This is a genomic window from Roseomonas genomospecies 6 (assembly GCF_008365375.1).
Taxonomy (GTDB): Bacteria; Pseudomonadota; Alphaproteobacteria; order Azospirillales; family Azospirillaceae; genus Azospirillum.
In genome coordinates, this window is sequence record NZ_QOKW01000003.1 from 338,834 (window position 1) to 351,542 (window position 12,709).

Genomic DNA, 12,709 nt, shown 5'->3' on the forward strand with positions numbered 1-12,709 from the left:
TTCCGTTTGTGCCAAGAGCCCGTTTTCAGTCCTTTTCCGGCGGTTTCGCATGCAGCTCACGGTACTGCTCATCATTCTGGCCCTGCTCACAGTGATCGGTTACCAGATGGGCCGGTCGCGTGCCGTCGCCTCCGTCGGCGGCCGCATCGTCGAGCTTCATTCGGTGCCGTCCTACCACGGCTTCTACGTCGCCCTGTGGGCGGGGCTTCCGGCCCTGCTGCTCTTCGTCTTCTGGGGGGCGTCGGAGGGTTGGCTGGTCATGCAGATGGTCCTGTCCGGCCTGCCGGACCGGCTCGCCAACGGCGACGCCCAGTCGCTCGGCCTGCTGCGCGCCGACATCCTGAACCTCGCCCACGGCGTCTCCACGGGCCGCGAGCCGGACCCGGAGGTGGTCGCCGCGGCGGAGCGCTACGTGCGGCTGCACGCGCTCGGCGACTGGAGCCTTCTGGTCATCGGCTGCTGCCTCGCCATCGGCGGCCTGATCTACGCCCGGGGCCGGGTCCACCCCGACATGCGCGCCCGCAACCGGGTGGAGCGCACGGTCAACGTCGCGCTGGTCGTCTGCTCGCTGGTCGCCATCCTGACCACCATCGGCATCGTGCTGTCGCTTCTGTTCGAGGCGATGCGCTTCTTCGCGGTGGTCAACCCGCTGGACTTCCTGTTCGGCACCCACTGGAGCCCGCAGATGGCCATGCGCGCCGATCAGGTGGGGTCCAGCGGCTCCTTCGGCGCGATCCCGCTGTTCGCCGGCACGCTGCTCATCACCGGCATCGCCATGGCGGTGGCGGTTCCGGTCGGGCTGATGGCGGCCATCTTCATGTCGGAATACGCCAGCCCGCATCTGCGCACCTGGCTGAAGCCGATCCTGGAGGTGCTGGCCGGCATCCCGACCGTGGTCTACGGCTTCTTCGCCGCCCTGACCATGGCGCCCTTCGTCCGCGACGTCGGCAACAGCGTGGGGCTGGACGTCAGCTCCGAATCGGCCCTGGCGGCGGGCTTCGTGATGGGCGTGATGATCATCCCCTTCGTCAGCTCCCTGTCGGACGACGTCATCAACGCCGTGCCGCAGAGCCTGCGCGACGGCTCCTACGGGCTGGGCGCCACCAAGTCGGAGACGATCCGGCTGGTCGTGCTGCCCGCCGCCCTTCCGGGCATCGTCGCCGCCGTCATGCTGGCGGTCAGCCGCGCCATCGGCGAGACGATGATCGTCACCATGGCCGCGGGCCTCACCGCCAACCTGACCGCCAACCCGCTGGACGCCGTGACCACCGTGACGACCCAGATCGCCACGCTGCTGGTCGGCGACCAGGAGTTCGACAGCCCCAAGACGCTGTCGGCCTTCGGGCTGGGCCTCGTCCTGTTCGTCGTGACCCTTACCCTCAACATGGTCGCCCTCCGGGTGGTCCAGAAGTATCGAGAGAAATATGACTGACCTCGTGGAACAGGATACGCGGGCCATGTCGGTCGCCGTTTCGAAGTCGCGCTACCAGAGTGAAGAGTTCGCCGCCCGCCTGCGCCGCCGCTACGCCGCGGAGCGCCGGTTCCGGATCGCGGGAATGGTCGCCGTCGGGATCGCCTCGCTGATGCTGGTGGTGCTTCTGGGCTCCATCGTGAGCAAGGGCTACACGGCCTTCTGGCAGGCGCAGATCCGGCTGGAGGTGACGCTGGACAAGCAGCAGGTGGAGGAGCGGAACTACACCGCCATCCTGCGCCAGGCGCTCTACGCCCAGGTCCCCACGGCCACGGACCGGGCGACCCGGCGGTCGGTGAACGACCTTCTGTCCTCCGGCGCGCCGTACGAGCTGGAGGCGATGGTCAACGCCAACCCGTCGATCGTCGGCACCACGCAGACGGTCTGGGTCCGCGCCGACGACGAGATCGACCAGTTCATGAAGGGCTTCATCCGGCGCGACGTGCCGGAGAGCGAGCGCCGGCTGAACGACGTCAAGATCGCCGCCATCGACGCGCTGGTCGCCAAGGGCTCCATCCAGAGCAGCTTCAACACCACCCTGTTCACCGCCGGCGACAGCCGCGAGCCGGAACAGGCGGGCATCCTGGGGGCCGTCGTCGGGTCCGCCCTGACGCTGGTGGTGACCATGCTGCTGTCGGTGCCCATCGGCATCGCCGCCGCGGTCTATCTGGAGGAGTTCGCGCCGAAGAACCGCTGGACCGACATGATCGAGGTGAACATCAACAACCTCGCCGCGGTGCCGTCGATCATCTTCGGCCTGCTGGGCTTGGCGGTTTTCCTCGGCTTCTTCGGGCTGCCGCGCTCCGCCCCGCTGGTCGGCGGTCTGGTGATGGCGCTGATGACCCTGCCGGTCATCATCATCGCCTCGCGTGTCGCGCTGAAGGCGGTGCCGCCCTCGATCCGCGAGGCGGCCCTGGGAGTCGGCGCCTCGCCGCTGCAGACGGTGACGCACCATGTCCTGCCGCTGGCCCTGCCGGGCATCCTGACCGGCACCATCATCGGCATGGCCCGCGCGCTGGGCGAGACGGCGCCGCTGCTGATGATCGGCATGGTGGCCTTCATCGTGGACGTCCCGGGCGGCCTGACCGACAGCGCCACGGCCATCCCGGTGCAGATCTACATGTGGGCGGACAGCCCCGAGCGGGCCTTCACGGAGCGCACCTCCGCGGCGATCCTGATCCTGCTCGCCTTCCTCATCCTGATGAACGGCCTGGCCGTCTTCCTGCGCAAGAAATTCGAGAGGCGTTGGTAACCCCATGAGCGTCCAGACCCACATTCCGGCCACGGCCATGGCTCCGCGTCCCGCCGCCGGCCCCCACGGCACCAAGATGGTCGCCCGCGACGTCAAGGTGTTCTACGGGGCCAAGCAGGCGCTCAAGGGCATCAACCTGGACATCCAGGAGAACCGCGTGATGGCCCTGATCGGGCCGTCCGGCTGCGGCAAGTCCACGTTCCTGCGCTGCCTGAACCGCATGAACGACACCATCGAGAACTGCCGCGTCGAAGGGCTGATCGCGCTCGACGGCGAGGACGTCTACGGCAAGTCCATCGACGCGGTGCAGCTCCGCGCCCGCGTCGGCATGGTCTTCCAGAAGCCGAACCCGTTCCCGAAGTCGATCTACGACAACATCGCCTACGGCCCGCGCATCCACGGCATCGCGAGCCACCGCGACGAGATGGACGAGATCGTCCAGACCTCGCTGAAGCGCGCCGGCCTGTGGAACGAGGTGAAGGACCGCCTGCGCGAGCCGGGCACCGGCCTGTCCGGCGGCCAGCAGCAGCGCCTGTGCATCGCCCGCGCCATCGCGGTCAGCCCCGAAGTGATCCTGATGGACGAGCCCTGCTCGGCGCTCGACCCCATCGCGACGGCCCACATCGAGGAGCTGATCGACGAGCTGCGCGAGAACTACACGATCGTCATCGTCACCCACAACATGCAGCAGGCGGCCCGCGTCTCCCAGAAGACCGCCTTCTTCCATCTGGGCGACATGGTGGAGTGCGACGACACCGAGGAAATCTTCACCAACCCGCGGGACGAGCGCACCCAGGGCTACATCACCGGCCGCTACGGCTGATCCCCTCGCACGGCCCCCGCCGCGACTCCTCCTTCAGCGAAGGACGTGAAGCATGAGCACCGAACACATCGTGCGTTCCTTCGCGCACGAACTTCAGCGCCTGTCCAACCTGATCACCCAGATGGGCGGCGTGGCCGAAGCGCAGGTGGACGCCGCCGTGAAGGCGGTGGCCCGCCGCGACGTCGCGCTGGCCGCCCAGGTCATGCAGGCCGACCAGCGCATCGACGCCTACGAGCGCGACATCGACGCCGAGGCCGTGCGGCTGCTCGCCCTGCGCCAGCCGCTGGCCCAGGATCTGCGCGAGATCGTGTCGGCGCTGAAGATCGCGTCGGACCTGGAGCGGATCGGCGACTACGCCTCGAACATCGCCAAGCGCTCGCTTGCGCTGGCCCAGGTGCCGGTGGTGCGCCCGGCGGTGGCCATCCCGCGCATGGGGCGGCTGGTCGAATCGATCATGAAGGACGTGCTGGACGCCTACATCGAGCGCGACGTCCAGCGCGCCATCGCCGCCTGGGAACGCGACGAGGAGTTGGACGACCTCTACACCAGCCTGTTCCGCGAGGTCCTGACCTACATGATGGAGGACCCGCGCAACATCACGCCCTGCACGCACCTGCTGTTCATGGCGAAGAACCTGGAGCGGATCGGCGACCACGCGACCAACATCGCCGAGACCATCCACTACCTGGTGGTCGGGAGGACGCTGCGCGCCGAGCGCCCGAAGAACGACGGCAGCAGCTTCGCCGTGGTGGCGCCGGACGGCCCCGCCGCGGGCGCGGCGGAACGGGGATTGCCGCCGGACGGCGGTCCGGATAACGATGGAGCGGGACATGCCGCGTGACGGCGAGACGCGCAGTGGGAGCGGGGCAAGCATGAATTCGGCGCTGAAGCCGCTCGTCCTCGTCGTCGAGGACGAAGCCGACATCGTGACGCTGCTGAAGTACAATCTGGAAAAGGAAGGCTTCCGCGTGAACGCCGCCAGCGACGGCGAGGAGGCCCTTCTGCTGGCCGGGGAGCAGACGCCGAACATCGTCCTGCTCGACTGGATGCTGCCGCTGATGTCGGGCCTGGAGGTCTGCCGCCAGATGCGCCGCAACAGCAAGATGCGCGACATCCCGATCATCATGCTGACCGCCCGCGGCGAGGAGGCGGACCGCGTGCGCGGCCTGAATTCCGGCGCCGACGACTACATCACCAAGCCCTTCTCCCCGACCGAGCTGTTGGCCCGCATGCGCGCCGTCCTGCGCCGCGCGGCACCCGGCATGACGGACGAGACGCTCCAGTTCGCCGACGTGACCATGGATCTGGCGGCCCACCGCGTGCGCCGGAACGGGCGCGACGTGCATCTGGGGCCGACCGAGTTCCGCCTGCTGCGCCATTTCATGCAGCATCCCGGCCGCGTCTTCTCGCGGGAGCAGCTTCTGGACGTGGTGTGGGGCCACGACGTCTATGTCGAGCCGCGCACCGTGGACGTGCACATCCGCCGCCTGCGCAAGGCGATGAACGAGGAGACGGAGATGGACCTGATCCGCACCGTCCGCTCGGCGGGCTACGCGCTGGACAGCAAGTCGGTCTGAGCGTTTTTCCTGGGGAAACGCGCGGGCATTGGTCCTGCCCCCTCCCTAACCCTTCCTCGCTGCGCGAGGGAGGGGACTAAGTTCCCTCTCCTGCGTCAGCGGGGGAGGGAAGGGGCCCGCGGCGAAGCCGTGGGAAGGGTGGGGGCAGTGTGCGTGGGGGCAACCGCTACTCCAGCAACCCCACCGCCTCCCGCAAAATCTCCACCTTCGGCCCGAAGCGCTTCGCCGGGTCGCTCTCCTCGATGAAGCCGATCATCACACGCAGGGCGTGCGCCACCCGCGGGGCCAGACCGGGGTGCGCCCTCACATGCTCCGCCAGATGGGCCAGCGCGTCCCGGTAGGGGCGGCCCTCGAAGCCTTCCGCGGCGATCGCCTCGAAGCGGTTGGCCTGCTCGATCACCAGGCTGTGGTCGTCGGTCATGCCGCTCACACGAACAGGATCGCGCCGGTCTTCGGCGCGTCGTTCAGAAAGGTGACGACGCCGCCGGTTTTCACCGGCACGTCGGCGCGCAGCGGTGCGCCCGTGGGTAGGCCGAGCGCGCGCAGGCCCATCTCGCAGGCCATGACCGTGACCTTCAGCATCACGCAGGCTTCCAGAAGCTCCTCGAAGCCGGCCAGCCCGTTGGCGGTGAAGAAGGCGTCGCGCTCCGCCGGGCGGCTGCCGTCGTCGGCGGGGTCCAGCCGGTGCCAGCCCGGCGCGCCGTCCGCGTCCGCGGCCAGCAGCGTGTTCAGCGCGCGGCCCGTGAAGAACAGCGTGACCTTGCGGTTGGTCGCCGCCGCCGCGCTGGCCGTCACCAGGGCGTAGTGAACGCGGTCGAAGCCGCCCGCGAACAGGACGATGGACAGGCTTTCGGGACCTTCCATGAGGCAGAATCCTCCCAGGCGCCGCTCAGTGGGCGGACAGGTCGTGGATGGTCGGGTGGGTGCCGCACAGCGGGCAGTCCGGGTCGCGGCGGACCGTGATGCGCTGGAAGGAGGCGTGCAGCGTGTCCAGCATCATCAGGCTGCCCGACAGCCCCTCGCCGACGCCCATGATCTCCTTCAGCACCTCCGTCGCCTGGAGCGAGCCGACGAAGCCGGCCAGCGCCCCCAGAACGCCGCCTTCGGAGCAGGACGGCACCAGACCGCGCGGCGGCGGTTCCGGGAACAGGCAGCGGTAGCAGGGGTGCGGGTCGCCGCGATGCGCCTTGAAGGTGGAGACCTGCCCGTCGAACCGCAGGATCGCCGCCGACACCAGCGTCTTCTTCGCGAAATAGCAGGCGTCGTTCAGAAGGAAGCGCGTGGCGAAATTGTCCGACCCGTCCGCCACGATGTCGTAGCGCCCGATCAAGTCCAGCGCGTTGTCCTTGGTCAGCCGGGTCTTGTGGACCTCCACCGTCACGTCGGGGTTCAGCGCGCGGATGCGGGCGGCGGCGCTCTCCACCTTCGGAACGCCCAGCGACGATTCGTCGTGGATCACCTGCCGTTGCAGATTGGACAGGTCCACCGTGTCGTCGTCGATGACGCCGATGGTGCCCACGCCCGCCGCGGCGAGGTAGAGCAGGAGCGGCGCGCCCAGCCCGCCGGCCCCAATGACCAGGACGCGGGCGCGAAGAAGCGCTTCCTGCCCGATTCCGCCGACTTCCGGCAGGATGATGTGGCGGGAATAGCGGTGAAGCTGAGTGTCGGTGAAGTCCATGATCGGGAGAATAGCGCGGAACGCCCCGTCCCGCGCAAGCCCTTCGGTCAGGGGCGGGGCGGGGTCAAGGCCGGGGCGGGCCGCGGCGTCAGGCGAGCAGGCTCATCTTGTAGGGGGTGCCTTTCGAGGCGTTGGACGTCTTGGTCGAATCCTCCGCCGCCCACTGCCTCAACCGGGCCTCGCGCTCCCGCATGATCTTGTCGAACGGGCGTTCCTCGGTCGTGTCTTCGGGCGACTTGGCGACCTTCTGAACGAAGTTCATCTGATAGGGGATTTCGCCGACCACGTTCTTGGGCGGGACGATCACCAGCTCGTACTGGCCGGGTTCGATCTTGAAGCTGGGCTTCTTCAGCATGTCCTGGCCCGATTTCGCCGGGTCCATCGTGTCGCCGGAGGCCACGACCTTGCCTTCCTTGCTCATGACGGCCCAGCGCGTGTAGGGCAGGGACATGTTGCCGACGAACTCGCCGCCCTGGGCGACGGTCAGCGTGTGCTTCTGGACGCCGGAGTCGTTCCCCACCACGGCGCGCGCCGTGCCCTTCATCTGGGCGCCGGACCCCACCATCATGACGTTCTGGCGTTCGGTGATGTCCAGCGTGTATTCGCGGTTGTTCACGCCCTTCACGGCCTGGGAGATGACCGCCGTGTAGGTGCCGGGGCCGAGCTTCGCGCTGGTCTGCGCCGCTTCGTTCTTGGCCTTCGCTTCGGCGACGACCTTGTTGTTCTGGTCGACGATCTTGATGTTGGTGTTGATGTCGGAGATCTTGAAATTGAATTCGCCGGTCTTCGACACCGTGAACTGGCGATAGTCGGTGGACGCGAGCTTGGAGTCCAATTCGTTGGTGATGCCGCGGAACTGGAACCAGTTCATCGTCGAGGCATTCGGAACCGTGACGCCCATGATGGCCTCCCCCCGCTTGTCCTGCGCCGTCGGGCGGTGCCGCCGCACATCGGACCGAGGGCCGAAACGGCACCGAACCACCGGCAACCGTGCCGGCTCGGACACTCCAAATTACTAAAATCCAATCTTTCTGTCAAATTGCGCCCCGGACCGCCAGGGCGAGCACAAAAGACCGGACGATCGCAACTCTACATCAGGATGCGGGGTCGTGCAATATTCGCCGCCCGGTTGCGCCGGGGCGGAGCCGGGTTTCCGGCACCGCTCCGGCGGCGGACAGAGGGGCGGGACGCTTACTCCAGCCCTTCGAACAGGGCGGTTGAGAGATAGCGCTCGGCGAAGGACGGCAGGATCACGACGATCAGCTTGCCCTCGTTCTCCGGACGGGCGCCGACCTCCAGCGCCGCGGCCAGCGCGGCACCCGAGGAGATGCCGACCGGGATGCCTTCCAGCTTCGCCACCTTGCGGGCCGTCTCGAAGGCGCGCTGGTTGGAGATGCGGACGACCTCGTCGATCAGGTCCTTCTTCAGGACGTCCGGCACGAAGCCGGCGCCGATGCCCTGGATCTTGTGCGGGCCGGGCATGCCGCCGGACAGGACCGGGCTGTCCTCCGGCTCCACCGCGATGGTGCGGAAGCCGGGCTTGCGGGCCTTCAGGACCTCCGACACGCCGGTCAGCGTGCCGCCGGTGCCGACGCCGGAAATCAGGATGTCGGCCTGGCCGTCGGTGTCCTTCCAGATCTCCTCCGCCGTGGTGTTGCGGTGGATCTCGGGATTGGCCGCGTTCTTGAACTGCTGGAGCATGTAGGCGTCCGGATCGGTGGCGACGATCTCGTCGGCCCGGCGGATGGCGCCCTTCATGCCCTCCGCCGCGGGGGTCAGCACCAGCTCGGCGCCCAGCAGCTTCAGCATCTTGCGGCGCTCCACCGACATGCTCTCCGGCATGGTCAGGATCAGCCGGTAGCCCTTGGCGGCGGCAACGAAGGCCAGCGCGATGCCGGTGTTGCCCGACGTCGGCTCGACCAGGGTGGTGCGGCCCGGCTCGATGGCGCCGGCGCGCTCCGCCGCGTCGATCATGGCGAAGCCGATGCGGTCCTTCACGCTGGCCAGCGGGTTGAAGAACTCCAGCTTGCCGACGATCTGGGCCTTGGCGCCGGCCTCCTCGGCCAGCCGGTTGACACGCACCAGCGGCGTGGCGCCGACGGTGTCGAGAATGCTGTCGTAGATCTTACCGCGAAACTCGGAACCCGGCATTTTTCACTCCTCCGGTGTGTGGTATTTTCCCACTTTTCACAGCGTGTTATGAATTTAACCGCTTTCCGGGTGGGTTTAAATCGTAAAATCGATGCGGTCTTCGGTCTCGCTCTCCACGCCCGCGGTTCGGGCGCGCAGGCAGAGATCCTCGATGGTGATGTCGTCGAGCTTCTTCATGCATTCGTCCTGAAGCTCGGTCCACAGCGGGCGGACCACCTTGTGCCCCAGGATGGAGCCCGCCGGCTCCTCGATGGGGTCGGTCGCGGTTTCCATGGAGCGCACGACCGTCACGATCTCGCCCAGCGTGATCCGCCGGCGCTCGCGGGCCAGCCGGTAGCCGCCGCGCGGCCCCCGCACGCCGGCCAGAATGCCGTCGCGGACGAGCTGCTGGAGAACCTGCTCCAGATAGCGCTTGGGGATGCCCTGGCGGCGGGTGATCTCGCCGGACTGCACGGGTTCCGTGCCGGCGTTGTAGGCGATGTCCAGCACCGCCTCGATCGCGAACATGAGCTTCTTGGAGATGCGGAGCATCATTTCGACTCCTGGGAGATCGGAGTGGGAGGGGCTGGATTGGTGGAGGGCGGATCGAAGTGCTGGGCGACGGCGTCGGCCAGACGGGCGGCCACGGCGTCCTTGCCCATGGTGGGCCAGTTCTCCACGCCGTCCGCGCGGATCAGGTGGACGGTGTTGTCGGCCCCGCCGAAGGTGGTGGTGCCCGGCGAGACGTCGTTGGCGACGATCCAGTCGCAACCCTTGCGGATGCGCTTGGCGACCGCATAGTCCACCACGTTGCCGGTCTCCGCGGCGAAGCCGATCACCAGCGCCGGACGCCGCGCCCCGGCCTGGGACAGGGTCGCCAGGATGTCGGGATTCTCGGTCAGGGTCAGGCTGGGCGGGCCGCCGCCGTCCTTCTTCAGCTTGCGGTCCGATTCGCCCGCCACGCGCCAATCGGCGACGGCGGCGGCGCAAACGGCGATGTCCACGGGCAGGGCCGACTCGCAGGCCGCCAGCATCTCCCGCGCCGTCTCGATGGGGCGCACGGTGCAGCCGGGCGGGTCGGGCAGGCGGGTCGGGCCGCTGACCAGCGTCACCTCCGCCCCCAGCCGCCGCAGCGCCTCCGCGATGGCGTGCCCCTGCTTGCCGGAGGAACGGTTGGCGATGTAGCGCACCGGGTCGATGGGCTCCACCGTCGGGCCGCTGGTGACCAGGGCGCGCTTGCCGGCCAGCGGCCTGGGCGCGTCCTGCTCCTGGAAATGGGCGGCGATGGCCTGGACGATCTCCATCGGCTCCGCCATGCGTCCGAACCCGTACTCGCCGCAGGCCATCTCGCCCTTGTTCGGGCCGATCCGGCGCACGCCGCGCCGTTCCAGAAGCGCCAGATTGTCCCGGGTCGCCGGATGTTCCCACATGCGGACGTTCATGGCCGGGGCGACCAGCACCGGCTTGTCGGTGGCCAGCAGGACGGTGGCCGCCAGATCGTCGGCCATGCCGGCGGCCATGCGGGCCAGCAGGTTGGCGGTGGCCGGGGCGACGACCAGAAGGTCGGCGTCGCGCGACAGTTGGATGTGCCCCATCTCCGATTCGTCGGTGAGGGACCACAAATCCTGATAGACGGTGTCCTCCGTCAGCGCCTGCACGGACAGGGGCGTGACGAACTGCGCCCCCGCCCGGGTCAGGACCGCGCGCACGCGCGCTCCCCGCTCCTTCAGGCGGCGGATCAGTTCCAGGCTCTTGTAGGCCGCGATGCCGCCCGCGATGACGAGCAGGATGCGCTTGCCGGACAGCAGGGATGTTTCGGCCACTGGGGTCCGCCGCTCCTTGCGATGGATTTTGTAGAATTCAGATATTCCATCACGGCGCCGGGTACAAGCATCCTTCGCGCTTCCTCACAGCGATTCCGGTGTGAAATCCACATCCATGACGGGGATGTGAAACCGGTAAGGCGCGATATTTCGTTGCGCATCCGCATTCCAGGTCTTTCGCCCACAGCCCGTCATCGCGTAGAGTGCATTTTTAAGGATTTGCTGATAACCAGCGCAGTCCGACCGCCTCCGCCGTGATTGCCGATCAAATCAAAACGGTCCATGCCCCCGCGCTCCACGCCCATCCTGCTCGTCGAAGACACGCCGTCCCTGGCCCGTGTCTATGCGGAGTTCTTGAAAAAGGACTGTGCGGCCGTCACCACGGTGGAGACGGGGGCGGCGGCGTTGGAGCAGCTTGCCGACGGCGTGCCGCGGATCGTGCTTCTGGACCTTCAGCTTCCCGACATGCACGGGATGGACGTGCTGAAGCGGATCAGCGCCCAGGCGCTGCCCTGCGCGGTCATCATCATCACCGCCCACGGGTCGGTCGGGGTGGCGGTGGAGGCGATGCGCTACGGCGCCTACGATTTCCTGGTGAAGCCCTTCTCGGCGGAACGGCTGACCGTCACCGTGCGCAACGCCATGGAGCGGCTGCGGCTGGCCCAACTCGTGGACAGCTTCGAGAAGGACCTGGGGCGCAGCCGCTATCACGGCTTCCTCGGCTCCTCGCTCGCCATGCAGGCGGTCTACCGGATCATCGACAGCGCCGCCTCCTCCCGCGCGACGGTCTTCATCACCGGCGAATCGGGAACCGGCAAGGAGGTCTGCGCCGAGGCCATCCATCGGCAGAGTCCGCGGGCCGACCGGCCCTTCATCGCCATCAACTGCGGGGCCATCCCCAAGGACCTGATGGAGAGCGAGATCTTCGGCCATATGAAGGGCTCCTTCACCGGGGCGGTGGCCGACCGCGAGGGTGCCGCGGCGCGGGCCGACGGCGGCACCCTGTTCCTGGACGAGATCTGCGAGCTGGCGCCCGACCTCCAGACCAAGCTGCTGCGCTTCATCCAGACCGGCACCTTCACCCCCGTCGGCGGCAGCAAGCTGGAGAAGGTGGACCTGCGCATCGTCTGCGCCACCAACCGCGATCCCCTGCGCGAGGTGGAGGAGGGGCGGTTCCGCGAGGATCTCTACTACCGCCTTCACGTCATCCCCATCCATCTGCCGGCCCTGCGGGAGCGCGAGGACGACGTTCTGGAGATCGCCCGGCAGTTCCTGACCGACTACGCGAGGGAGGAGGGCAAGGGCTTCGTCCGCTTCTCTCCGGCGGCGGAGCAGGCGCTGCGCAGCTACCACTGGCCGGGCAACGTCCGGCAGGTGCAGAATGTGGTGCGCAACATCGTGGTGCTTCATGACGGCGACACGGTGACTCCGGCCATGCTGCCGGCCCCGCTCGGCACCCCGGCGGGGGTGTCCGCCGCGGTTGCCCCCACGGCCAACGGGCACGGGAACAGCCATGCCGTAGGCCACGGACCCCCGGCTTACGCCCCGTCGCCCAAGACGGTGAAGCCGCTGTGGGAGGTGGAGCGCGACGCCATCGAGGAGGCCATCGCCGCCTGCGACGGCAACATCCCCCGCGCCGCCGCCCTGCTGGAGATCAGCGCCTCCACCATCTACCGCAAGCGCCTCGCCTGGCAGGCGGAAGGAAAGCTCTGATTTCCGGTTCCTCCGGGAGTCCCATTCCCTGAAACGGATGGCCCCGTACCTCTGGTCCCGCCGAAGCATAGTCTTCGTGTGCGTTCAATTCACGAAAGACCATCGAAAGTCTTGCCGTGCCGGGACCTGCCGCCATCGGCTTATTTCCAAATGACCGGTCCGGCCACATTGGGCATATGCCGTGAAGCCGCCTTGCCGGTTCCGGTGCCGTCCGGCTAGCCTCCCTTCGCGTTGCTTTGCTT

The 12,709-nt window shown here is 68.0% G+C and carries 13 protein-coding genes; 6 read left to right on the top strand and 7 right to left on the bottom strand.

The window, feature by feature from the left end; all coding sequences use genetic code 11:
* Window positions 1–49: 49 nt before the first annotated feature.
* Genes pstC through phoB form a run of 5 tightly spaced genes read left to right on the top strand, consistent with a single transcriptional unit; the run spans window position 50 to window position 5,123 of the window.
* The gene (pstC, locus tag DS843_RS06155; RefSeq protein ID WP_149467997.1) at window positions 50–1,432 is read left to right on the top strand and encodes a phosphate ABC transporter permease subunit PstC; all 1,383 of its coding nucleotides are present in this window, start codon (window positions 50–52) and stop codon (window positions 1,430–1,432) included.
* Between the two features lie 25 nt (window positions 1,433–1,457).
* Window positions 1,458–2,723, top strand: coding sequence for a phosphate ABC transporter permease PstA (gene pstA, locus DS843_RS06160; RefSeq protein ID WP_149467998.1), 1,266 nt, complete (start codon window positions 1,458–1,460; stop codon window positions 2,721–2,723).
* Window positions 2,724–2,727: 4 nt separating this feature from the next.
* On the top strand, window positions 2,728–3,546 hold the full coding sequence (gene pstB, locus DS843_RS06165; protein ID WP_475849048.1) for a phosphate ABC transporter ATP-binding protein PstB: 819 nt from the start codon (window positions 2,728–2,730) through the stop codon (window positions 3,544–3,546).
* Window positions 3,547–3,598: 52 nt separating this feature from the next.
* Entirely contained in the window at window positions 3,599–4,387 is a 789-nt protein-coding gene (gene phoU, locus DS843_RS06170) for a phosphate signaling complex protein PhoU (protein WP_149467999.1), read from the top strand.
* 31 nt (window positions 4,388–4,418) lie between these two features.
* The gene (phoB, locus tag DS843_RS06175) at window positions 4,419–5,123 is read left to right on the top strand and encodes a phosphate regulon transcriptional regulator PhoB (protein ID WP_149468000.1); all 705 of its coding nucleotides are present in this window, start codon (window positions 4,419–4,421) and stop codon (window positions 5,121–5,123) included.
* A 166-nt stretch (window positions 5,124–5,289) separates the two neighbouring features.
* On the opposite strand, the gene DS843_RS06180 is transcribed toward phoB, so the two are convergent.
* From DS843_RS06180 to coaBC, 7 genes are all read right to left on the bottom strand, one after another.
* Window positions 5,290–5,544 carry a hypothetical protein gene (locus DS843_RS06180; RefSeq protein ID WP_149468001.1) on the bottom strand — a complete coding sequence of 85 codons (255 nt, stop codon included), beginning with the start codon at window positions 5,542–5,544 and terminating at the stop codon, window positions 5,290–5,292.
* Between the two features lie 5 nt (window positions 5,545–5,549).
* A complete protein-coding gene (locus tag DS843_RS06185) occupies window positions 5,550–5,987 on the bottom strand; it encodes a DsrE family protein (RefSeq protein WP_149468002.1) in 438 nt (145 codons plus the stop codon).
* Between the two features lie 25 nt (window positions 5,988–6,012).
* Window positions 6,013–6,801: a HesA/MoeB/ThiF family protein gene (locus tag DS843_RS06190; RefSeq protein WP_149468003.1), complete on the bottom strand. Its 789-nt coding sequence runs from the start codon at window positions 6,799–6,801 to the stop codon at window positions 6,013–6,015.
* 88 nt (window positions 6,802–6,889) lie between these two features.
* Entirely contained in the window at window positions 6,890–7,702 is an 813-nt protein-coding gene (locus DS843_RS06195) for a hypothetical protein (RefSeq protein WP_149468004.1), read from the bottom strand.
* A gap of 290 nt (window positions 7,703–7,992) precedes the next feature.
* The gene (cysK, locus tag DS843_RS06200) at window positions 7,993–8,952 is read right to left on the bottom strand and encodes a cysteine synthase A (RefSeq protein WP_149468005.1); all 960 of its coding nucleotides are present in this window, start codon (window positions 8,950–8,952) and stop codon (window positions 7,993–7,995) included.
* A 75-nt stretch (window positions 8,953–9,027) separates the two neighbouring features.
* A complete protein-coding gene (locus DS843_RS06205) occupies window positions 9,028–9,486 on the bottom strand; it encodes an Rrf2 family transcriptional regulator (protein WP_475849049.1) in 459 nt (152 codons plus the stop codon).
* On the bottom strand, window positions 9,483–10,754 hold the full coding sequence (gene coaBC / locus DS843_RS06210; protein WP_149468006.1) for a bifunctional phosphopantothenoylcysteine decarboxylase/phosphopantothenate--cysteine ligase CoaBC: 1,272 nt from the start codon (window positions 10,752–10,754) through the stop codon (window positions 9,483–9,485). The genes DS843_RS06205 and coaBC overlap by 4 nt, the downstream gene beginning before the upstream one ends.
* Window positions 10,755–11,036: 282 nt before the next feature.
* Here coaBC and DS843_RS06215 point away from each other — a divergent pair, with 282 nt between their 5' ends.
* Window positions 11,037–12,467 carry a sigma-54-dependent transcriptional regulator gene (locus DS843_RS06215; RefSeq protein WP_149468007.1) on the top strand — a complete coding sequence of 477 codons (1,431 nt, stop codon included), beginning with the start codon at window positions 11,037–11,039 and terminating at the stop codon, window positions 12,465–12,467.
* Window positions 12,468–12,709 lie beyond the last annotated feature (242 nt).

What these genes read in the sequence shown, in the direction of transcription:
- pstC (WP_149467997.1), top strand. Translation starts at nt 50, where the DNA reads ATGCAGCTCACGGTACTGCTCATCATTCTGGCCCTGCTCACAGTGATC.
- pstA (WP_149467998.1), top strand. Translation starts at nt 1,458, where the DNA reads ATGTCGGTCGCCGTTTCGAAGTCGCGCTACCAGAGTGAAGAGTTCGCC.
- pstB (WP_475849048.1), top strand. Translation starts at nt 2,728, where the DNA reads ATGAGCGTCCAGACCCACATTCCGGCCACGGCCATGGCTCCGCGTCCC.
- phoU (WP_149467999.1), top strand. Translation starts at nt 3,599, where the DNA reads ATGAGCACCGAACACATCGTGCGTTCCTTCGCGCACGAACTTCAGCGC.
- phoB (WP_149468000.1), top strand. Translation starts at nt 4,419, where the DNA reads ATGAATTCGGCGCTGAAGCCGCTCGTCCTCGTCGTCGAGGACGAAGCC.
- DS843_RS06180 (WP_149468001.1), bottom strand. Translation starts at nt 5,544, where the DNA reads ATGACCGACGACCACAGCCTGGTGATCGAGCAGGCCAACCGCTTCGAG.
- DS843_RS06185 (WP_149468002.1), bottom strand. Translation starts at nt 5,987, where the DNA reads ATGGAAGGTCCCGAAAGCCTGTCCATCGTCCTGTTCGCGGGCGGCTTC.
- DS843_RS06190 (WP_149468003.1), bottom strand. Translation starts at nt 6,801, where the DNA reads ATGGACTTCACCGACACTCAGCTTCACCGCTATTCCCGCCACATCATC.
- DS843_RS06195 (WP_149468004.1), bottom strand. Translation starts at nt 7,702, where the DNA reads ATGGGCGTCACGGTTCCGAATGCCTCGACGATGAACTGGTTCCAGTTC.
- cysK (WP_149468005.1), bottom strand. Translation starts at nt 8,952, where the DNA reads ATGCCGGGTTCCGAGTTTCGCGGTAAGATCTACGACAGCATTCTCGAC.
- DS843_RS06205 (WP_475849049.1), bottom strand. Translation starts at nt 9,486, where the DNA reads ATGATGCTCCGCATCTCCAAGAAGCTCATGTTCGCGATCGAGGCGGTG.
- DS843_RS06215 (WP_149468007.1), top strand. Translation starts at nt 11,037, where the DNA reads ATGCCCCCGCGCTCCACGCCCATCCTGCTCGTCGAAGACACGCCGTCC.